Here is a 20,531-nt window from a genome sequence, read left to right on the forward strand (position 1 = left end):
TCCACGTGCGCATGTTGATCACACGGCTGGTGCTGGCGGCGGATCGTAGCCGCCAGTGGCTGATCGCGCAGTTCGTTTTCCTGCTTTTGACGATCCTGAAGATGTTTCCCGCCGACGGCGCGATCCGCTTCATGGATCGCGCCGTGCGCTTCATCGGCCCGAAGACCAGCCGGCAGAAGCTGACGCTGACGAATCTGCGCAACGCTTTTCCTGAGAAGAGCGAGGCGGAGATCAATGAGATCGCGCTCGAAAGCTGGGGCAATATGGGCCGCATGGCGGCCGAATATGTGTTCCTCGACCGGCTGTTCGATTTCGATCCGGAGCGCACGACGCCCGGTCGCGTCGAGGTGTCGGGCATCCCATTATTCCTGGAGCTGCGCGACAATCCGCGCCCCTTCATCGTCTTCACCGCGCATAGCGGCAATTTCGAGATGCTTCCGGTTGCCGGCTCCGCCTTCGGCCTCGACGTGACCGTTCTGTTCCGTCCGCCGAACAATCCTTATGTGGCGGAAAAAGTGTTCAAGTTCCGCGAGGAGCGCATGGGCAACCTCGTGCCGTCCCACGCCGGCTCGTCCTTTGCGCTCGCCCGCCAGCTCGAAAAGGGCCTGGGCGTCGGCGTTCTCGTCGACCAGAAGTTCCGCAAGGGGTTGAAGACCAAGTTCTTCGGCCAGGACGTGCAGACCAATCCGCTGCTGGCCAAGCTTGTCCGCCAGTTCAACTGCGAGGTCTATCCGGCCCGCTGCATAAGACTGCCGGGCGGCCGTTTCCGGCTGGAGCTGGAGCCGGCAATCGCCATTCCCCGCAAGCCTGATGGCAATGTCGACGTCACCGCCACGGCGCAGGTGCTGAACGACAAGGTGGAAAGCTGGGTGCGCGAATATCCGGGCCAGTGGCTCTGGTATCACGACCGCTGGCACATCAAGCGCTACCTCAAGGACTGATTCCCCTCCGTACGACTGTTCGCGCTCGCGCTTGCCTCACGGCAGCCTTGGAATGCGGCGCGTCCGATTTCGGTTCGCCGGACTTCACTTTCGTGGTCCGTCCGCGGCAGCGCATGCCGTTTTGTCCCGAAATTGCTTCAAAAGGTTAAGTTTTTCTTTCTGCTGTTGAACACTAACGCAATGAGTGTAAACTCAACGTTGTCTCGTGAGGGGAAGACTGCAAGCGCTTTGGGTGGCCGGAGCGGTGTGGTTTTACACGGAAAGGGTGGGGAAGCCTCAAAACTAAATCAGTGTCTGCAGCATCAACGCCTATCTTGTAAGTGCATCGAAGCGGCTCTGCCGTGGGGGAATTGGGGTTTCGAATTGAACGCACTGATTGAGCTGTTCTGGTTCAAGTATTCGCAGCTGCAGTATGCCGTACGCACGGCAGACGAGCATTTGATCGGCATTCTGGATCGCGAATTGGATCCGATCCTCAGATCCGTCTACGACGAGAAGGCGGTGAGCGTCGAAGATGCCCGACTTCAGTTCCAGTTCCTGATCGACATCCTGCGCGTCGAAGCCGACGACATCTCCTGCGTGCTCAGGCATTCACAATTGCTGCAATCGCTGATCAACCGCTATTTTGCGGCGACCGGCGCGGAGAAATTCGCCGACCTCCAGCTCGAACGGCTGCCGGCCCAGCCGAGCAAGGGCAGGGCGGATGAAGGCCTACTCAACGAGGCGATCCTCGACAGCTTCCCGGATCGGATTGCGGTGATCACGCCCGACTACCGCTACCTCTACACAAATCCGCGCAATGCCGACCACCTGGAGAGCCGCCCGATGGATCTGATCGGCCGGCACATCGTCGAGTTCATCGGCATCCAGCGCTTCGAGCAGCGGGTGAAGTCCTATCTCGATCGCTGTTTCGCCGGCGAGGTGGTCGACTATACCTTCGCCAAGACCGTCGATGCGCGCACGGTCGTCGTGCGTTGCCGGCTGACGCCCTGCATGTCCAGCTCCGGAAAACTCATCGGCGCCATCCTGGTGATCCAGGAACATGCCGACCGCCGCCGCGCGATCGCGGCCTGACACGTCATTGCCGGCGCTACCAATCAAGAGAGAGTGAGGACTCCAAAGACCCGGCCGGGGATCGCGAAGTCGAACCCGCGGGCGAACTGAACTGACTATGGTGTCTTGGTCATGGGCGGATGTTTCCACATGCCATTGAGCGCCTCGTCTTTCGGCCAATAGAGCCGCATCGCGACGAAGAAGGGACCCTTGGGCGCCGGCAGCCAATTCGGCTCCTTATCCTTGCCCGGCGACTCGTTTTGCACGTAGAAGGTGTAGCCGCCGTCGGCATCCTTCACAAATTGCGGGAGCATCGGCTTGTTAAGCAAATAGCGGTTGATCGGATTGGCAACCAGCAGGCTCGCGGGCAGATCATACATCGTCAGCGACCAGAAGGCGTTGACCGGCGGCATCTTATCGGCGGCGAAATGGACGGTGTAGCGGTTGGCGCCGTCGAGCTTCTGCCCTTCGACGTCAGTGGCGTAGACCGGGTACATCGCCTCCTGCTTCGAATTGCCGTAAATGCCGAGAACGGCCGCCGCCATGCGGTAGAGATAATTGTTCTTCAGGTATTCGCGCGTGCCGAAGAGGTCGCCCGAGGTCACCGTTCCGGCGTCGATCTGCTTCTTCAAGCCCTCAAGATCGGCCCAGGCATCGGCCATACCTTGCTCGATGGCGGTCTTGATGTCCGGCGAGAGCGCCGCAACGTCTATGGTCTTGCCTGCACCAACCCCGATCTTGGCAAAACGCGCCATCAACTCGGTCTCGGATGGATTAGTCGGGCAGAACTGCAGGACGAAATTCAGGATGTTGAAGAACTCCAGCGACGTCTTCTCTTCGTCCGGCGAAAGCGGCTTGGTGAAGTCGATTGCGGGAGCGGCCGCAGGCGCCGCCCCGCCGAGAAACGCCGAAAGCGGCTCTGCCTTGTAGCGATCCTGGATCTTCTTCACATTGTCTAAGTCGTCGGGGTTGAATAGCTGCGTGCGATAGGCCCCGAGAACGAGATCGGTCTCGGCGCGAAACACCTTCTTGATGCCCGCAGGCGTCTCGCCTTTCCAGCTCGGGCCGGCGACCAGGAAGCTGCCGCCGTCGTTGCCGGTCGTGCGGCTGCCGGCATAGTCGAAGTTGAACGTATAAGCGTCGATGAGCTGGATGCTGAAGTACCGGTCCTTCTCGATCACTGGTACGGTGAGGACCATCGGCTCCGCACGCAGGTCCATGCCGATCATCGAATAGGGCGTGTCGGAGTTGGGCGTCTGGATCGCCGTATCGGCGGGGGTGTAGACGCGGGGGATGTTCTTGAGGTGGTTCCACGGCGCCTTGTATTCCGGGTTCTTGTCGTCGACGAAATAGGCGTATTGGATGCGGTAGCTGTCCACCATCGGAAAACCGTAGATATAGGCTTCCTTGGCGATCTTTCGTGCCTCGTCAGGCGTGATTTCGCTCTGGGCGGCCGCAGTGCCTGGGAAGCGCAATGACGGGATAAGGGCGATCCCGCCGACAAAAGCTCTTCGTGTGATCGTTGTCATGGTCATCGCCTTCATCGGTTACCTCTTATGAGATTGGCGCATGACGTTCTGCATCGTTCACCAGCGCCGTGTGGACCTGTGAATTCGCAGGAGAGATGAGTAGGTGCCTGAAATTTTATACAGATATTTAACGTACGCTACCGCACATCACCAGAATGATTGGGGCCGCGTTGCTCCCAAACTGCAATCCAGTTTCGCGTATAGCGCGAATGGCGCTGCGCTTACAGCCGCGAACAATCCTACCTTGCCGCGTGCCGACCGCCCCGTCTGCCGGTTCACCCGACCGGCGCGGTGATGCTGCGCAAACATTCCTGTTCGAAGCCGACGTGCCGCCTGAGGCTGGTGAAGAAGCCGCGCAGCATGTAGCCGGCGGTTTCGGCATTGACCGTCTGATCCGCCGCGCCGAGGCGCTCCAGCATTTCCGTCAGTTCTTCGGCGAAGCACTCGTCTTCGCAGTGCTCGTATTTCAGCCGCTCCAGCGTTGGGCCGATCGTCGGGTCGCCGCGGAAGGTGCGCTCGATCCACGGGAAGACCAGGCTTTCCTCGCCGGAATGCATTTCGCGGATCATCGGTCCGAGCACCTTGGCGGCGTAGACGCATTTCTGCCGATCGATTTCTGCAGGCAGACTGTCGGCGATCTCCTCGAGACAGTTGCAGAGCGCAAGCTGCTCCTCATGCGCGCGGGCGAGCCATGCGAAAGGCTCGGCCACCGGGACAGTGCGGGGCGGCGGCTCCAGCCGGCTCCGGATTCGTCCCTCCTCAAAAGTCTTTTTCATCAGCTTCAGACGCCGGCTCCCACGGCGCTCCCTATTGTTTGCCGAGGATGAACCATTCGAGGTGGCGCAGCCTTGATCTGAATCAAGGCCAACGAGCCCCGATTCTGACACTTTCCGGCCAGCTGCGGTGGCGCGCCTCGTTCTGGGGCGTGTCTCTGCGTGCGATCGGACCAAGTTGGGGACCCAACCATGAAATACACATTCGAGATGATCCTGCTCGGGGTCGGTGCTTTCCTGGCGCTTGTCGGCGCCGGGTTTGCCCAGGACCGGCACTTTGAGGCCCATATGTGGGTGCTGTTCTTCGTACTCCTCGCCGGCACCATCATGCTGATGCGACGCATCGAGTTCAGCCCGGCTTCCGCCGGCAGGGCGCCACCACCACCGCCGCAGTCGGAATATTTCGACGAGGTGGTCAAGTATGGCGTGATCGCCACCGTCTTCTGGGGCGTCGTCGGCTTTCTCGTGGGCGTCGTGGTTGCGCTCCAGCTCGCCTTTCCCGACCTCAACATCGAGCCCTGGTTCAACTTCGGCCGCATGCGGCCGCTGCACACTTCGGCGGTCATTTTCGCCTTCGGCGGCAACGCGCTGATCGCGACGTCCTTCTACATCGTCCAGCGCACCAGCCGCGCGCGCCTTTTCGGCGGCAATCTCGGCTGGTTCGTGTTCTGGGGCTACCAGCTGTTCATCGTCATGGCGGCCACCGGCTACCTGCTCGGCATCACCCAGTCGAAGGAATATGCGGAGCCGGAATGGTATGTCGACCTGTGGCTGACGATCGTCTGGGTCGCCTATCTCATCGCCTTCCTTGGCACGCTTCTGACCCGCAAGGAGCCGCATATCTATGTGGCCAACTGGTTCTACCTCGCCTTCATCGTCACGATCGCAATGCTGCACATCGTCAACAACCTGGCGGTGCCGGTCTCCTTCCTCGGCTCGAAGAGCTACTCGGCCTTTGCCGGCGTGCAGGATGCGCTGACGCAATGGTGGTACGGGCATAACGCCGTCGGCTTCTTCCTGACGGCCGGCTTCCTCGGCATGATGTATTACTTCATCCCCAAGCAGGCCAATCGCCCTGTTTATTCCTACCGCCTGTCGATCATCCACTTCTGGTCGCTGATCTTCATGTACATCTGGGCGGGTCCGCACCACCTGCACTATACGGCGCTGCCCGACTGGGCGCAGACGCTCGGCATGGTCTTCTCGGTCATGCTCTGGATGCCCTCCTGGGGCGGCATGATCAACGGCCTGATGACGCTTTCGGGCGCCTGGGACAAGATCCGCACCGACCCGATCATCCGCATGATGGTGATGGCCGTTGCCTTCTACGGCATGGCGACCTTCGAAGGTCCGATGATGTCGATCAAGACGGTCAACTCGCTCAGCCACTACACCGATTGGACGATCGGCCACGTGCATTCGGGTGCGCTCGGCTGGAACGGCCTCATCACCTTTGGCGCCATCTACTATCTGACGCCCAAGCTGTGGAACCGCGAGCGGCTCTATAGCGTGCGCATGGTCAACTGGCACTTCTGGCTCGCCACCCTCGGCATCGTCGTCTACGCGGCGGTCATGTGGGTTGCCGGCATCCAGCAGGGCCTGATGTGGCGCGAGTACGACGACCAGGGATTCCTCGTCTATTCCTTCGCGGAATCGGTCGCGGCCATGGTTCCCTACTACGTGCTGCGTGCTCTTGGCGGCGCACTGTTCCTCGCCGGGGCTCTGCTCATGGCCTTCAACGTAACAATGACCATCCTCGGCCGCGTGCGTGACGAAGCTCCGATCTTCGGTGCTGCTCAGCCCGCGCTGAAAGCTGCGGAATAGGAGGGCATAGACCATGTCCATTCTCGACAAACACGCGACCCTTGAACGCAACGCGACCCTGCTGCTCGTCGGCTCGCTGCTCGTCGTCTCCATCGGCGGCATCGTGGAAATCGCGCCGCTCTTCTATCTCGAAAACACCATCGAGAAGGTAGAGGGCATGCGGCCCTATTCGCCGCTGGAGCTTGCCGGTCGCGACATCTATGTGCGCGAAGGCTGCTACGTCTGTCACAGCCAGATGATCCGTCCGTTCCGCGACGAAGTGGAGCGCTACGGACACTACTCGCTGGCGGCGGAATCCATGTACGACCATCCGTTCCAGTGGGGCTCCAAGCGCACCGGACCGGATCTTGCCCGGGTCGGCGACCGCTACTCCAACGAATGGCACGTGCAGCACATGATCGAGCCGCGCTCGGTCGTGCCGGAATCGGTCATGCCGAGCTACGCCTTTCTCAAGGAGACGACGCTCGACGTGAACAACATCGCCGCGAACCTGAAGGCGAACAAAGCGGTCGGCGTTCCCTATACGGACGAGATGATCGACAACGCGCTTGCCGACATCAAGGCGCAGGCTGATCCGAATGCCGACACCTCCGGCGTCGAGGCGCGCTATCCGAAGGCCAAACTCGGCGACTTCGACGGCAACCAGCAAAAGCTGACGGAGATGGACGCGCTCGTCGCCTATCTGCAGATGCTTGGCACGCTGGTCGACTTCTCCACCTACGACGACACCACCGGTTATCGCTAAGGGAGACACGCACATGGAAACCTACACGGCCATGCGCCAGTTCGCCGATAGCTGGGCGCTCCTTGCCATGACGCTCTTCTTCCTGGGTGTCGTCGGCTTCATCTTCCGGCCCGGCGCCAAGAAGGCTGCCGATGATGCCGCAGCCATCCCCCTGAAGGAGGATTAGTAGAATGGCGGACAAACACGTCGACGAAATCAGCGGCGTCGAGACCACCGGCCACGAGTGGGACGGTATCCGCGAACTGAACAACCCGATGCCGCGCTGGTGGGTCTATACCTTCTACGCGACCATCGTCTGGGCGGTCGGCTACATGATCGTTTATCCGGCGGTGCCGCTTCTGACGGACGCGACCAAGGGCGTGCTCGGCTATTCGAGCCGCGCCGAGGTGAGCGCCGAACTCGCCAGCGCCAAGGCGGCCCAAGCCGGCAATCTCGAAAAGATCGCCTCGAGCTCGATCGAGCAGATCATTGCCGATCCGCAGCTGCAGCAGTTCGCCGTTTCCGGCGGCGCATCGGCCTTCAAGGTCAACTGCGCCCAGTGCCACGGCTCGGGTGCTGCCGGTTCCGCCGGCTTCCCGAACCTCAACGACGACGACTGGCTCTGGGGCGGCAAGCCCGAGGAGATCTACCAGACGATCGCCCACGGCATTCGCTACAACGGCGACGGCGAGACCCGCGTTTCGGAAATGCCGTCCTTTGCCGAGATCCTGCAGCCGGAAGAGGTCAAGCAGACGGCCGCCTACGTCGTCAGCCTTACCGGCACACCGTCGGACGTCTCGATGGTCGAGCCGGGCAAGGCTCTGTTCGAGGCCAATTGCGCTTCGTGCCATGGCGCCGACGCCAAGGGCAACCGCGAGTTCGGCGCGCCGGATCTTGCCGATGCACTGTGGCTGAACGGCGAGGGCGAGCAGGCGATCATCGCCCAGATGAAGACGCCCAAGCACGGCGTCATGCCCGCCTGGCTGCCACGCCTCGGGGATACCACGGTCAAGCAGCTTGCCGTGTTCGTCCATTCGCTGGGCGGGGGCGAGTAAGACACTACCCTAGCGCTCGAATATGCCGCTGCCCCTCATCCCGCTGCCGCGACCTTCTCCCCGCAGGCGGGGAGAAGGGAAACGCGGCGCCGGCATTACCAATCTCGAGCGTTGAGGCTTGGCGACAGAGAGCGCGCCCAGCCTCTCTCTCCCCGCGTGCGGGGAGAGATGTCCGGCAGGACAGTGAGGGGCGATCCTAAAGTCGCACGGTGACGACGCCGAGAAAATTCGGGCAGGGACGGCTGACAAGAGGGTGGGGCCGCGTCGAAGGACGCGGCCTTTGTCATTCCAGCGCGGCGGCGATGGTGGCGCCAACCACCACGCTCGACAGTGCGGTGCCGAGAAGCAGCGACGTGTTGACCGGCTTCTTCACCACGGTGCCGAAATTGAAGAGGTTCATCGGCAAAAGGTGAAAGCCGCCGCCTTCGGGCTTGCTCGACGGCGCTTCCATGAAGCATTCATCGTCGAACCAGATCCAGTCGTCGCGCCAGGTCCAGCAGCCGTGCTGGCGATAGATGCTCGCCACCTGCTCGGCAAAGCCCTTGTCTGCGGGCAGGCGGATGTAGTCATGCGGCTTGCGGCTGAAATACTGCATGGCGAGCGGCATCGAGCGCTCGGTGCAATAGTTCGACATCCAGAGCTTGAAGCCGATCTCGCCACGCAGCCGGTCGAGCACGCGGAAGACCTGCACGTGATCCTCATGGCCGTATTCGCCCCAGGGATTGTGGGTGAAGACGTTCATGTCGGGCTTCAACAGCGGCCGCAGCGTGCGGTAGAGCGTTTCGTAGTTGTCGCGATAGGCTTGTGCGATCGGCCGTGTGGAGTGGCGGAAGCTGCCGGGCATGATCTGCGACAGCGACTTCTTGACGATGCGCTTGGCCTCTCGGCGCGTCCCTTCGGTGCCGAACTCCATGCCGAAGGGGCCGGGCTTCGGGTTGGTCCAATCGGCGCAGTCGAAGGAACCGGTTTCCTCCATTTCGAGAAACCGCACATTGCCACGCGGGTAGGCCTTGATCGCAGCGGCGCGCGCGTCGCCCATCTGTGGTTCCGACCAGATATCGCGGTAGAGGATGATCACTTCGTCGACCTCTCGGAGGATCGATGTGAACCACAGCAGTTCGTCGTCGGGATGGGCGCCGATGATCACGGAGTTTTTCAGGAAATCGTGATTGTCGGCCATGCTCTTGCGCCCTTATGTTCTTCGCGCGCAATTTTGGCGTGTAGAGATTAAACCGACGTAAAGTGAGAGTGGGCGTCCACAGGGTACGTTAGGAGTGCCATTGCCATCTCGGTCGGTTGATCGCCGGTCACGCTGAGTAAGAGTCGCGCGTGTTGCGGCATCCGCGGCATCCCAGGACTCCCTCATCCCTGTGCATGTCACAGGGATCCAGCCACGCCGCGTCCGCGGCGCGAGAGATCCCTCCAAATGTCGAGCGTCGGCAGCCCCGCATCTCCCGCCGTGCCGACGCACGGCTGCTGGATCTCTGTGACAAGCACAGAGATGAGGGTGGAGATGGCTGCGGTCGCTCGGCCTGCCGAAGGTGCAGCCCTCGTTCCCGCGCCCGTCTGGGCCGTCGACTGCCCTTACTGCGCCGACCAAACCGCCAGCTCGTATCCATCCGGGTCGGCGAAATGGAAGCGGCGGCCGCCGGGGAAGGTGAAGATCGGCTTGACGATCCTGCCGCCTGCCTTTTCAACGCGGGCCAGCATGTCCTCGAGGTTGTCGGCATAGAGGATGATCAGCGGTCCGCCGCTGCCGACGGGACCCGTGGTGGTGAAGCCGCCGGTCAGCCGGCCGTCCTGGAATTCGCAATATTCCGGGCCGTAGTCGGTGAAGGTCCAGCCGAAGGCGCCGCCGTAGAAGGCCTTGGCGGCAGCGATGTCCGAGACGTTGAACTCGACATAGTCGATGCGGCTGTCGTTGCCCTTGTTACCCATTTTCCTACCTGTCTTTTCCGGATTCCATGATTGATTTCAAAGTGGCGAGATCCTTCGCCACCCAACCGGCGTCGCCGGCAAATTGTTCCACGCTCATGCCCGGCTGACGCAGCAGCGTGAACATCACCTCCGCCCCGTCGCCGTTCGGCACGACGCGCAGCGCGTTATGAACCTCGGTGCCGTCTGCGAGCGTGACGAGATGATCGACGACGCCGAAATCGTTGTCGGAGGCAAAGCGCACGCGGGCATCGCCGAGCGGTCCCGGCGCCAGCCAGTCCTCGCCGTCACGTGTCAGGCCCGACGAGAGGCCGGACGCCCAGCGCGGCATGTTCTCGGGCTTGGCCATGAAGGCATAGACCTCGCGCCAGTCGCGGGCGATGGTGGTGTGGATGATCTTTGCTTCAAGTGTCGCCATGCGTGGTTCTCCTGAGCGAGGAAGTAGCACGGGTGGCCTCGCCGGTCTTGAACGAAACGGCCAGTCAGGCGGCTCGCCGGTGGCCGCCAAGCTGGCGGCGGATTTCCGCCGGTGAAAGTGACGTCAGTTCCTTGGCCTCACGCGAAAGATGTGCCTGGTCGGCATAACCGGCATCAAGGGCGAGGATGCCGAGGCCTGCGGATGGCGCGCTGCGGCATGCCCCAAGGAAGCGTTGCAGACGGAGAATGCGGTCGAGGGTCTTGGCGCCATAGCCGAAATGTTCGTGGCAGCGGCGGCGCAGCGTCCGTTCGCTGGTGCCGGTGGCGGCGGCCAATGCGCGGATGGGGTTGTCGGACGAATCATGCCGTTGCGTGAGATGGGCGAGGGCGGCTGCGACATCGCCGGGCGGCGGGGAGACGGCCGGTGAGCGCTCCAGCACCGCTGCCGCAAGGATTTCGGCGCGGCTCGCATCCGGCGCATCGTGAAGCTTGGCATCAAGTTCGCGCGCGGCTTTGCCCCAGAAGGCATCGAGCGGGACGATTTGACCGGTGATTTCCGAAAGCGATGTGCGCAGAAACGACGCGGCGACACCCGGCCGGAAGCGCAGGCCGATGACCTTGGCGCCGGGGGCGATCACTGGAAAGGCGGCGGTCCGATCGGGTCCGGCAACCACGAGGCCGCGATTGGACCAGAGGATGTCGACGCAGCCGTCGGGCACGACCGCGATCGGCGCGGGCGATCCCGCCGGCATCTGGTGGCTCCACAGGCATTCGACATGGCCGCCAAGCGCGGCTGGCGCGGCGCGCTCGCGATAGGTGCCGCGCTGTTTGGCCAGCGTCAGGGGCTCGAGGGAGCCGTGCATGCTTTCTCCTTCGCGACTGTCCTGCCTTGCCTTCAGCATAGCCGATATAAGGAAACATGCAGCAATTCAAAGTGCTACGGCGACCTTTGCGCGTCTGATAAGGCGCGCCGCGCTGGGTGCAGATGGGCCAGAGCGCAAAGCCCTTGGCGTCCTTCCGCACCAAAGGTCGTTGCCGACCGCTGCGGTTCCGATGGCTCGGACGTTTCGCCGCATGGCGCGGCCTTAGGCCGCAAACTTGACACAGATCAACGTTTTCGGCGGTCAAATCGGGCAAGACATGGCTCAATACGCGATATCCGGGATGTCCCACTTATGAACTCTCAATCCGCCGCCAACGCCGCATCCGTCGAACGCCACGAGGCCGAACCGGTCAATGCGGCGCATGTGCGCAAGCCGCTCTACGAAAAGCGCAAGAAGATCTTCCCGAAACGGGCTGAAGGCAGTTTCCGCCAGTTCAAGTGGCTGGTGATGCTGGTGACGCTCGGCATCTATTATCTGACGCCGTGGATCCGCTGGGATCGCGGCGAACATGCGCCAGATCAGGCGGTGCTGGTCGATCTCGCCGCCCGCCGCTTCTACTTCTTCTTCATCGAAATCTGGCCGCAGGAATTCTTCTTCGTGGCCGGCCTGTTGGTCATGGCGGGCTTCGGCCTGTTCCTCGTCACGTCAGCCGTCGGGCGCGCCTGGTGCGGCTATACCTGTCCGCAGACGGTGTGGGTCGACCTCTTCCTGGTGATCGAGCGCTATATCGAAGGCGACCGCAATGCCCGCATGAAGCTCGATGCCGGCCCCTGGACGGTGGACAAGATCGTCAAGCGGGTGGCGAAGCATTCGATCTGGATCCTGATCGGCATTGCCACTGGCGGCGCCTGGATCTTCTATTTCGCCAATGCCCCGACGCTTCTGAAAAGCTTCGTTTCGCTGGAAGCGCCAACCGTCGCCTACATGACCGTCGGCATCTTGACCGCCACCACCTATGTCTTCGGCGGCCTCATGCGCGAGCAGGTCTGCACCTATATGTGCCCCTGGCCGCGCATCCAGGCGGCGATGCTCGATGAGAATTCGCTGGTCGTCACCTATAACGACTGGCGCGGCGAGCCGCGCTCGCGCCACCAGAAGAAGGCCGTTGCCGCCGGGGAGGCCGTCGGCGATTGCGTCGATTGCAACGCCTGTGTCGTCGTCTGTCCGATGGGCATCGACATCCGCGACGGCCAGCAGCTCGAGTGCATCACCTGCGCGCTCTGTATCGACGCCTGCAACGGCGTCATGGACAAGGTCGGCCGTGAGCGCGGGCTGATCTCCTATGCGACGCTGAACGACTATGCCGCCAACATGGCGCTTGCCACCAATGGCGGCACGACGACGATCGACCCGGGCCGGGTTCGCAACGCGGATGGCGCCTTCTCCGACAAGGTCCGCCATTTCAACTGGAAGATCGTCTTCCGCCCGCGCGTGCTCGTCTATCTCGGTGTCTGGACGCTCGTCGGTATCGGCCTCATCTATGCGCTCTTGTCGCGCGACCGGCTGGAGCTCAACGTGCTGCACGACCGCAACCCGCAATTCGTCGTCGAGTCTGATGGTTCGGTGCGCAATGGCTACATGGTCAAGCTCTTGAACATGATCCCCGAACAACGCACGATCACGCTCGCGATCGACGGCATGTCTTCGGCGACCATGCGCGTCGCCGGCCAGGCGGCGGGCGACGGCCGCACCTTTGCGATCGGCGTCGATCCGGACAAGGTGACGGCGGTCAAGGTGTTCGTGACGCTGCCGAAGGACAAGCTTGGCGAAGCGGCTGACGGTTTCAGCCTGATCGTCGAGGATCCGTCGAGCCACGAGCGCGACGTCTACAAGGCCAACTTCAACAGCCCTGGAGCGGCGAAATGATCACCAAACAGGCAAAGGCACCGCGGCCCTTCACCGGCTGGCATATGCTGGGCGTCATGGTGCTGTTCTTCGGCACGATCATCACCGTCAACCTGATCATGGCCTGGAATGCCAGCCATAGCTGGAGCGGGCTGGTGGTGCAGAACACCTATGTCGCCAGCCAGCAGTTCAACGGCAAGGTGAAGGAGGCGAAGGCCTTTGCCGCCAGCGGGCTCGAAGGCAAGCTCAGTGTCGAGAACGAGGCGCTGCGCTACACGCTGACGCGACAGGGCAAGCCGGAACTGACCGCGGACAAGGTGGTCGCGGTCCTGAAGCGCCCGGTCGAGGAGCATGAGGATGTGACGGTCGAGATGGCGCATCAGGACGAGGGCGTCTTCGTTGCCGCCGCGACGCTGAAGCGCGGCCAGTGGATCGCCGATATCACCGCGACCAAGGGCGACACGGTCGTCTATCGCCAGGCCATCCGCTTCATGGCGCCGGGAGCAGCGCAATGAGCTGCTGCGCTCCTGGAACCGAAATGGCTCTGGAGATCGACAGGGCCGGGCAGGGACTGCCAACCTCGGAAGAGCTCTGGCTGACGAGCCGGTCCCTTGGCGGCGGGTTGCGCCAGACGGACCTCAGCGTACCCGGCGTGCACTGCGGCGCCTGCATCGCGACACTTGAGGGCGCCTTGAAAGCGCGGCCCGAGGTCGAGCGGGCGCGCGTCAACCTTTCGTCGCGGCGGGTGTCGGTGGTCTGGAAGGAAGAACTCGACGGCGCCCGCACCGATCCGCGGGAACTGGCGCGCACCATCCGCGCCCGCGGCTACGAGACCCATCTCTTCGCGCCGGGCGAGGAAGACGGCGACCAGACGCTGAAGCAGCTGGTGCGCGCCGTCGCCGTTGCGGGCTTTGCCTCGGCCAATATCATGCTGCTTTCCGTCTCCGTCTGGTCGGGCGCAGAGGCGGCCACGCGCGATCTCTTCCACTGGATCTCGGCGCTGATTGCCGCCCCAACGCTGGTCTATTCGGGGCGTTTCTTCTATGCGTCGGCCTGGAACGCGCTGAAGCACGGCCGCACAAACATGGACGTGCCGATCGCGCTCGCGATCACGCTCTCCTTCTCGATCTCGCTCTATGAGACGATCACCCATGGCACCCATGCCTGGTTCGACGGAACCGTGATGCTTCTGTTCTTCCTGCTGATCGGCCGCACGCTCGATCATATGATGCGCGGGCGGGCGCGCTCGGCGATCAGCAGCTTGGCCAGGCTGTCGCCGCGCGGCGCGATGGTGCTCGATGCGGACGGCGGGCGCGAATATCGCCCGGTCGACGAGATCAAGCCGGGCGAAAGGCTGGCGATATCAGCCGGTGAACGCATCCCGGTCGATGGCCGCATTCTCGTCGGCGCCAGCGACCTCGATCGCTCGATCGTCAATGGCGAGAGTGCGCCGGCGCCGGTCAAGGCAGGCGACAGCGTCGAGGCGGGCACGCTGAACCTCACCGGACCGGTGACGATCGAGGCGACCGCTGCGGCGCGCGACTCGCTGCTTGCCGAGATCATGGGGCTGATGGAGGCCGCCGAAGGGGGCAGGGCACGCTATCGCCGCATTGCCGACCGGGCGGCGCAATATTATTCGCCGGCGGTGCACCTCCTGGCGCTTATGAGCTTCATCGGCTGGATGTTCGTCAATGGCGACTTCCACCATGCGATGCTGGTCGCGGTCGCGGTGCTGATCATCACCTGCCCCTGCGCTCTCGGCCTTGCGGTGCCCGTCGTGCAGGTCATCGCCGCCGGACGGCTCTTCCAGAACGGCGTCATGGTCAAGGACGGCTCGGCCATGGAGCGGCTTGCCGAGATCGACACGGTGCTGCTCGACAAGACGGGCACGCTGACGGCGGGCGAGCCGCGGCTCGTCAATGGCCAGGATATTCAGCCCTCCGTGCTGGCGACGGCGGCCGGACTTGCCGCTTACTCGCGCCATCCGCTGGCCATGGCCATTCATGATGCGGCGACGGTTGCGCCCGTCGTCAGCGGCGAGATCCGCGAGATTCCCGGTGCCGGCATCGAGGCCCGCACGGAAGCGGGCATCTACAGGCTCGGCAGCCGGGCCTTTGCCTGTGGCGACGCCGGCGAGGCGAGCGGCCAGTCGGAGACGATCCTGTCGCTCGATGGCCGCGACCTTGGCTGCTTCCGCTTCGAGGATCGGCTTAGGCCCTTCGCCCGCGAAAGCATCGAGGAACTCGGTCGCCTGGGCCTGTCGACCGGCATTCTCTCCGGTGACCGCGAGCCTGTCGTGGCGGCCCTTGCCTGCCGGGTCGGCATCAACAGCTTCAAGGCTGAGCTGACGCCGCGTGGCAAGGTGGACGAATGTGCGGCCGCTGCCGAAGGCGGTCATCGGGTGCTGATGGTCGGCGACGGCATCAACGACGCTCCGGCGCTTCGCGCAGCCCATGTCTCGATGGCCCCGGCAACGGCCGCCGATGTCGGCAGGCAGGCGGCGGATTTCGTCTTCCTGCACCAGGGGCTCAATGCCGTGCCGATGGCGATCGACACGTCGCGCCGGGCTGGGCGGCTGATCCGCCAGAACTTCGCGCTGGCGATCGGCTACAACGTGATTGCCGTTCCGATTGCGATCCTCGGCTATGCGACGCCGCTGATCGCAGCGGTTGCGATGTCGACTTCTTCGGTGATCGTCGTTGCCAATGCCTTGCGTCTGCGCGCAGCCACCGGCAATGTTGCAGAGGAGGCGCGCGACGGCCAAGCGCCTGCCGCCCTTCGTCCAGTCGGGAATGCCTCATGAACACGCTGATCTATCTCATTCCCATCGCGTTGTTTCTCGGCGGTATCGGTCTCGTCGCCTTCCTCTGGGCGCTGAAGAGCGGCCAGTACGAAGACCTCGAAGGCGCTTCCTGGCGGGTGCTCGACGATGGCGACGGCAAGCCCGAAAAGAAGTGATTTTGTCAGGAATCGCTTGTCGTTAATCGATTTGAATGCCAAAACATCCTCCGCCGTCGCTTCTCGCGCCAGGGCCTTCGACAGAGCCCGCCGCGAGAGGGCGAAGTTCAATTCGAAGGGCCGGCACCGACGCGCTTATCCCGATCGCGCCCGGCACTTCTGTCCAATGGAGGCAATCACGTGTCACAGGCGGAAATCGGCCTAATCGGTCTCGGCGTCATGGGCTCGAACCTGGCGCTCAACATCGCTGAAAAAGGCAACAAGATCGCGGTGTTCAACCGCACCGTCGAGGCGACGCACAAGTTCTACGCGGAAGCCGGCGAACTCAAGGGCCAGATCGTGCCCTGCGACACCATCGAAGCGTTTGTCGCCGCCATCCGCCCGCCGCGCCCGATCATCATCATGATCAAGGCCGGCGAACCGGTCGACCAGCAGATGAAGATCCTCGAGCCCTACCTTTCCAAGGGCGACATCATGATCGATGCCGGCAACGCCAACTTCCGCGACACCATGCGCCGCTTCGAGGCGCTGAAGGACAGTGGCCTGACCTTCATCGGCATGGGGGTTTCCGGCGGTGAAGAAGGCGCGCGCCACGGTCCGTCGATCATGGTCGGCGGCAAGGAGGAGTCCTGGAAGCGCGTCGAGAACGTTTTGACCTCGATCGCCGCGAAATACGACAACGACCCCTGCGTTGCCTGGCTCGGCGAAAACGGCGCTGGCCATTTCGTCAAGACCATCCACAATGGCATCGAATATGCCGACATGCAGATGATCGCCGAGATCTACGGCATCCTGCGCGACGGCCTGAAGATGTCGGCGACCGAGATCGGCGACGTCTTCGGCACCTGGAACAAGGGGCGGCTCAACTCCTACCTGATCGAGATCACCGAGAAGGTGCTGAAGGCCGCCGATCCCCTGACCGGCAAGCCGATCGTCGACCTGATCCTCGACAAGGCCGGCCAGAAGGGCACCGGCAAGTGGTCGGTGATCGAAGCGCAGAACATGGGCGTGCCGGCAACCGGCATCGAGGCGGCGGTGGCGGCACGCAGCATCTCCTCGATGAAGGACGAACGCGAATCGGCCGAGAAAATCCTCGGGCTTCCTGAGGTCGGCGCCTTCCAGGTGGCCGACAGGGCCGCCTTCATTAGGGATCTCGAAAGCGCGCTGCTGGCCGCCAAGATCGGCGCCTATGCGCAAGGCTTCGCCGTGATGTCGGCGGCGTCGAAGGAGTTCAACTGGAACCTGCCGATGCCGACCATTGCCAAGATCTGGCGCGCCGGCTGCATCATCCGCTCGCAGTTCCTCGACGAGATCACCACCGCCTTTACCAAGGCACCGGACGCTGCCAATCTGATCGTCACCCCGGCCTTTGCCGCCATGGTCAAGGAAACCGACAGCGCGCTGCGCCGCGTCGTCTCGGCTGCCGTTCTCGGCGGCCTGCCGGTGCCGGCCCTTGCCTCAGCGCTCGGCTACTTCGACAGCTACCGCCGCGGCCGCGGCACGGCCAATGTCATCCAGGCGCAGCGCGACTTCTTCGGCGCCCACGGCTTCGACCGCATCGACGGCGCCGACAGCCATCACGGTCCGTGGGGCAGTGGCCTCAACGGCTAAGTCTCGACGATAGAGCAGCTTGCGACGGGGCGGCCTTGGCTGCCCCGTTTGCGTTTTGGGGCTGATGCCGTCGCTTCGTTCGGACAAGATGCGAAAGCGCGTCGCGATCTTTCAGATTCGCTCCTTGCGCTTCAAGTTTTTGATATTTCGCATCTCGTTATCGCAAAACCGCTGCGCACTTTTGCGTGACACGCTTTAGCCCGCATCGATGAGGTCGCTGATATCCCTGTGCCGCCCGATGCCCCCGGATTGGAGCAGGATTTGATTGGCAGGACCGCGAACACCGAGGCGATCATCAGCACAATAATGATCAGCACCAGCCTGTCGGTGAAGGTGGCTCGAAAGATCTGCAGCACATAGTGCTTGGTCTTCATCGTGCCCACGCGCTTTCATCGCCATCTGCATATGATGGCTTCCGTGCACCGTGGACGTCATGCGTCCGTTCATGTGAATTTGCTTGCTTCGTCGGGAAACTGCTGACGTCGCGTATTGTTCCGGGAAGGGCGGCTGGCGCTGCGATTGCCGCCAGGCGCTTTTGCCGATGGGCGTGATTAACGCCGATAGGCGTTGCGGTCGCCACCCGAGCGGCGGCGCTGTGCCCGCAGCTTGCCCAGCCTTCTCGGCGGATCGATAAAGATCACCAGCAGAAACCCGACGGCCATAAGCACGTATGCCGGGATGCCGGTCGCCGCGCTGCCGAAGAAAGCGCAAAGGGTGGCCAGCCCTAGGTATATGCCGATGGTGAAGGGGTTGGATACAAAGCCCCATATGCAGTCCGTCATTCGGTCTTTCCATGAAAATTTCGGTGTCATGCCGAACATCACCTGTATGAAGTGATTGGCAGCAGATGCTGCGATGGCGCCCCAGCCAGGCCAGCAATATGTGACCGGTGAGCGTCGCGGCAATGACACTCAGACCTTTGGCTGCGCGAATCGGACCAAGGTCCCATCGCTTTCAAGCGGCCATCCGGTAGGATCTGTAACAGCTGCTACGGTAGCGCTTCACAAGAACCTAGTTTTTTCAGTACCGATTTAGAGCGGAGTCGCGTTGTGTGTCCGGGCTCTGCTTGTGGACCCTCGGTCCCCGCCGAGGAAGGCGGGCACTGCGAATGCTGGGCGCCGGCGCGCGACGCCCAGCTCGCTCATTTTCGTGTCAGCTCCGCAGACCGGGAGCTTCCTGGCCGGTGCGGGCGACATATTCCGTGTAACCGCCGCCATACTGGTGGATGCCGTCGGGCGTCAGTTCGAGCACACGGTTGGAAAGTGCTGCCAGGAAGTGGCGATCGTGCGAGACGAAGAGCATGGTGCCTTCGTAGTCCGCGAGCGCCTTGATCAGCATTTCCTTGGTGTCGAGGTCGAGGTGGTTGGTCGGCTCGTCGAGCACCAAGAGGTTCGGCGGATCGAACAGCATGATTGCCATCACCAGGCGGGCCTTCTCGCCACCGGAAAGCACGCGGCACTTCTTCTCGACATCGTCGCCGGAAAAGCCGAAGCAGCCTGCAAGCGCGCGAAGCGGCGCCTGGCCGGCTTGCGGGAAGGTGTCTTCAAGCTGCTGCAGGACCGTGCGATCGCCGTCGAGCACGTCCATGGCATGCTGGGCGAAGTAACCCAACTTGACGCTGGCGCCGAGCGCGACGTTGCCTGCGTCCGGTTCGGTGGAGCCGGCCACGAGCTTCAGAAGCGTCGACTTGCCGGCGCCGTTGATGCCCATGATGCACCAGCGCTCGCGGCGGCGCACCATGAAGTCGAACCCTTCATAGATGCTGCGGCTGCCGTATTTCTTGTGCACGCCCTTGATGTTGATGACGTCTTCGCCGGAGCGGGGCGCCGGGCGGAATTCGAATGCGACGCTCTGGCGGCGCTTCGGCGGCTCGACCCGGTCGATCTTGTCGAGCTTCTTCACCCGGCTCTGCACCTGGGCCGCGTGCGAGGCGCGGGCCTTGAAGCGCTCGATGAACTTGATCTCCTTGGCGAGCATCGCCTGTTGGCGCTCGAACTGCGCCTGCTGCTGCTTCTCGTTCTGGGCGCGTTGCTGCTCGTAGAAGCCGTAGTCGCCGGAGTAGGCGTTGAGCGAGCCGCCGTCGATCTCGATGATCTTGGTGATGATGCGGTTCATGAACTCGCGGTCGTGCGAGGTCATCATCAGCGCGCCGTCGTAGTTCTTGAGGAAGTCTTCGAGCCAGATCAGGCTTTCGAGATCCAGATGGTTGCTCGGCTCGTCGAGCAGCATCACGTCGGGCCGCATGAGGAGGATGCGGGCGAGCGCCACGCGCATCTTCCAGCCGCCCGAGAGCGCGCCGACGTCGCCGTCCATCATCTCCTGGCTGAAGCTTAAGCCCGCCAGCACTTCGCGGGCGCGGCCCTCGAGCGCATAGCCGTCGAGCTCCTCGTAGCGCGCCTGCACTTCGCCGTAGCGCTCGATGATCGCATCCATCTCGTCGAGACGATCCGGGTCGACCATGGCGGCTTCGAGCTCGCGCAGTTCGGCGGCGACCTCGCTGACCGGACCGGCGCCGTTCATCACCTCTGCGACGGCGCTGCCGTCGGCCATTTCGCCGACGTCCTGGTTGAAGTAGCCGATGGTGATGCCCTTATCGACGGCCACCTGGCCCTCGTCGGGCACTTCCTCGCCTGTGATCATACGGAAGAGCGAGGTCTTGCCGGCGCCGTTCGGGCCGACGAGGCCCACCTTTTCGCCGCGGTTGAGGGCGGCGGAGGCTTCGATGAAGAGGATGCGGTGGCTGAGCTGCTTGCTGATGTTTTCGATACGGATCATGTCTGCGGTAGCCTGAAGGGAGGAGCGGGGCGCCGTCGCGCCCAATTGTTGCCCCGGCCTGTCGCAGGTTTCTGCGTCACAAGCAAGACTTCAGGGTGTTTCCGAGTCTTTTCACGAGGCGCACTACAAGCTCTGGCTTGGTCGGTTGCGATACGACAGGGCATTTCCTCGGCCCTCATTCCTGTGCCTGTCACAGGAATCCAGTCG

The 20,531-nt window shown here is 62.9% G+C and carries 20 protein-coding genes; 11 read left to right on the plus strand and 9 right to left on the minus strand.

What is annotated here, in order from left to right; genetic code table 11:
• Positions 1 to 11: 11 nt before the first annotated feature.
• Both V7S54_RS05565 and V7S54_RS05570 read left to right on the plus strand, forming a co-directional pair.
• Positions 12 to 941: a lipid A biosynthesis lauroyl acyltransferase gene (locus tag V7S54_RS05565; protein WP_065376593.1), complete on the plus strand. Its 930-nt coding sequence runs from the start codon at positions 12 to 14 to the stop codon at positions 939 to 941.
• A 363-nt stretch (positions 942 to 1,304) separates the two neighbouring features.
• Positions 1,305 to 2,015: a PAS domain-containing protein gene (locus V7S54_RS05570; protein WP_057254468.1), complete on the plus strand. Its 711-nt coding sequence runs from the start codon at positions 1,305 to 1,307 to the stop codon at positions 2,013 to 2,015.
• Between the two features lie 95 nt (positions 2,016 to 2,110).
• Here the strand turns inward: V7S54_RS05570 and V7S54_RS05575 are convergent, their stop codons facing one another.
• Positions 2,111 to 3,523: a DUF1254 domain-containing protein gene (locus V7S54_RS05575; RefSeq protein WP_234793179.1), complete on the minus strand. Its 1,413-nt coding sequence runs from the start codon at positions 3,521 to 3,523 to the stop codon at positions 2,111 to 2,113.
• A gap of 275 nt (positions 3,524 to 3,798) precedes the next feature.
• Positions 3,799 to 4,299, minus strand: a complete 501-nt coding sequence (locus V7S54_RS05580) for a hemerythrin domain-containing protein (RefSeq protein WP_065376513.1) — start codon at positions 4,297 to 4,299, stop codon at positions 3,799 to 3,801.
• A gap of 189 nt (positions 4,300 to 4,488) precedes the next feature.
• Between V7S54_RS05580 and ccoN the strand changes: the two genes are divergently transcribed.
• From ccoN to ccoP, 4 genes are read left to right on the plus strand one after another with little or no spacing between them, the layout of a single operon-like run.
• Positions 4,489 to 6,120 (plus strand): cytochrome-c oxidase, cbb3-type subunit I, encoded by a 1,632-nt coding sequence (gene ccoN / locus V7S54_RS05585; protein ID WP_065376512.1) that lies wholly within the window; start codon positions 4,489 to 4,491, stop codon positions 6,118 to 6,120.
• 13 nt (positions 6,121 to 6,133) lie between these two features.
• The gene (gene ccoO / locus V7S54_RS05590; RefSeq protein WP_065376511.1) at positions 6,134 to 6,865 is read left to right on the plus strand and encodes a cytochrome-c oxidase, cbb3-type subunit II; all 732 of its coding nucleotides are present in this window, start codon (positions 6,134 to 6,136) and stop codon (positions 6,863 to 6,865) included.
• Between the two features lie 13 nt (positions 6,866 to 6,878).
• On the plus strand, positions 6,879 to 7,031 hold the full coding sequence (locus V7S54_RS05595; RefSeq protein WP_057254226.1) for a CcoQ/FixQ family Cbb3-type cytochrome c oxidase assembly chaperone: 153 nt from the start codon (positions 6,879 to 6,881) through the stop codon (positions 7,029 to 7,031).
• 4 nt (positions 7,032 to 7,035) lie between these two features.
• Positions 7,036 to 7,899, plus strand: coding sequence for a cytochrome-c oxidase, cbb3-type subunit III (gene ccoP, locus V7S54_RS05600; protein WP_065376510.1), 864 nt, complete (start codon positions 7,036 to 7,038; stop codon positions 7,897 to 7,899).
• A gap of 283 nt (positions 7,900 to 8,182) precedes the next feature.
• On the opposite strand, the gene V7S54_RS05605 is transcribed toward ccoP, so the two are convergent.
• From V7S54_RS05605 to V7S54_RS05620, 4 genes are all read right to left on the minus strand, one after another.
• A complete protein-coding gene (locus V7S54_RS05605) occupies positions 8,183 to 9,079 on the minus strand; it encodes a hypothetical protein (RefSeq protein ID WP_065376509.1) in 897 nt (298 codons plus the stop codon).
• A 404-nt stretch (positions 9,080 to 9,483) separates the two neighbouring features.
• Complete coding sequence (locus V7S54_RS05610; protein ID WP_065376508.1) at positions 9,484 to 9,837, minus strand: VOC family protein; 354 nt, start codon at positions 9,835 to 9,837, stop codon at positions 9,484 to 9,486.
• Positions 9,838 to 9,841: 4 nt separating this feature from the next.
• Positions 9,842 to 10,252 (minus strand): polyketide cyclase, encoded by a 411-nt coding sequence (locus V7S54_RS05615; protein ID WP_065376507.1) that lies wholly within the window; start codon positions 10,250 to 10,252, stop codon positions 9,842 to 9,844.
• A gap of 64 nt (positions 10,253 to 10,316) precedes the next feature.
• Positions 10,317 to 11,114 (minus strand): AraC family transcriptional regulator, encoded by a 798-nt coding sequence (locus V7S54_RS05620; protein WP_065376506.1) that lies wholly within the window; start codon positions 11,112 to 11,114, stop codon positions 10,317 to 10,319.
• A gap of 312 nt (positions 11,115 to 11,426) precedes the next feature.
• On the opposite strand from V7S54_RS05620, the gene ccoG reads away from it, so the two are divergent.
• From ccoG to gndA, 5 genes are all read left to right on the plus strand, one after another.
• Positions 11,427 to 13,001, plus strand: coding sequence for a cytochrome c oxidase accessory protein CcoG (gene ccoG, locus V7S54_RS05625; RefSeq protein ID WP_065376505.1), 1,575 nt, complete (start codon positions 11,427 to 11,429; stop codon positions 12,999 to 13,001).
• Complete coding sequence (locus V7S54_RS05630; RefSeq protein WP_065376504.1) at positions 12,998 to 13,495, plus strand: FixH family protein; 498 nt, start codon at positions 12,998 to 13,000, stop codon at positions 13,493 to 13,495. The genes ccoG and V7S54_RS05630 overlap by 4 nt, the downstream gene beginning before the upstream one ends.
• Positions 13,492 to 15,783: a cation-translocating P-type ATPase gene (locus V7S54_RS05635; RefSeq protein WP_065376503.1), complete on the plus strand. Its 2,292-nt coding sequence runs from the start codon at positions 13,492 to 13,494 to the stop codon at positions 15,781 to 15,783. Before V7S54_RS05630 ends, V7S54_RS05635 begins: the two co-directional genes overlap by 4 nt.
• The gene (gene ccoS, locus V7S54_RS05640) at positions 15,780 to 15,938 is read left to right on the plus strand and encodes a cbb3-type cytochrome oxidase assembly protein CcoS (RefSeq protein WP_043615060.1); all 159 of its coding nucleotides are present in this window, start codon (positions 15,780 to 15,782) and stop codon (positions 15,936 to 15,938) included. The genes V7S54_RS05635 and ccoS overlap by 4 nt, the downstream gene beginning before the upstream one ends.
• A gap of 180 nt (positions 15,939 to 16,118) precedes the next feature.
• Positions 16,119 to 17,549 (plus strand): NADP-dependent phosphogluconate dehydrogenase, encoded by a 1,431-nt coding sequence (gene gndA, locus V7S54_RS05645; protein ID WP_336408418.1) that lies wholly within the window; start codon positions 16,119 to 16,121, stop codon positions 17,547 to 17,549.
• Between the two features lie 131 nt (positions 17,550 to 17,680).
• Here the strand turns inward: gndA and V7S54_RS05650 are convergent, their stop codons facing one another.
• The 3 genes from V7S54_RS05650 to V7S54_RS05660 form a co-directional block, all read right to left on the minus strand.
• Complete coding sequence (locus V7S54_RS05650) at positions 17,681 to 17,932, minus strand: hypothetical protein (protein ID WP_210183827.1); 252 nt, start codon at positions 17,930 to 17,932, stop codon at positions 17,681 to 17,683.
• Positions 17,933 to 18,100: 168 nt separating this feature from the next.
• Positions 18,101 to 18,361, minus strand: a complete 261-nt coding sequence (locus tag V7S54_RS05655; RefSeq protein ID WP_141679581.1) for a hypothetical protein — start codon at positions 18,359 to 18,361, stop codon at positions 18,101 to 18,103.
• Positions 18,362 to 18,701: 340 nt separating this feature from the next.
• Positions 18,702 to 20,324 carry an ABC-F family ATP-binding cassette domain-containing protein gene (locus tag V7S54_RS05660; RefSeq protein ID WP_065377093.1) on the minus strand — a complete coding sequence of 541 codons (1,623 nt, stop codon included), beginning with the start codon at positions 20,322 to 20,324 and terminating at the stop codon, positions 18,702 to 18,704.
• Positions 20,325 to 20,531 lie beyond the last annotated feature (207 nt).

Origin of the sequence: Ensifer sp. CCNWLY38 (genome assembly GCF_037120565.1) — a bacterium.
Taxonomy (GTDB): Bacteria; Pseudomonadota; Alphaproteobacteria; order Rhizobiales; family Rhizobiaceae; genus Ensifer; species Ensifer adhaerens_H.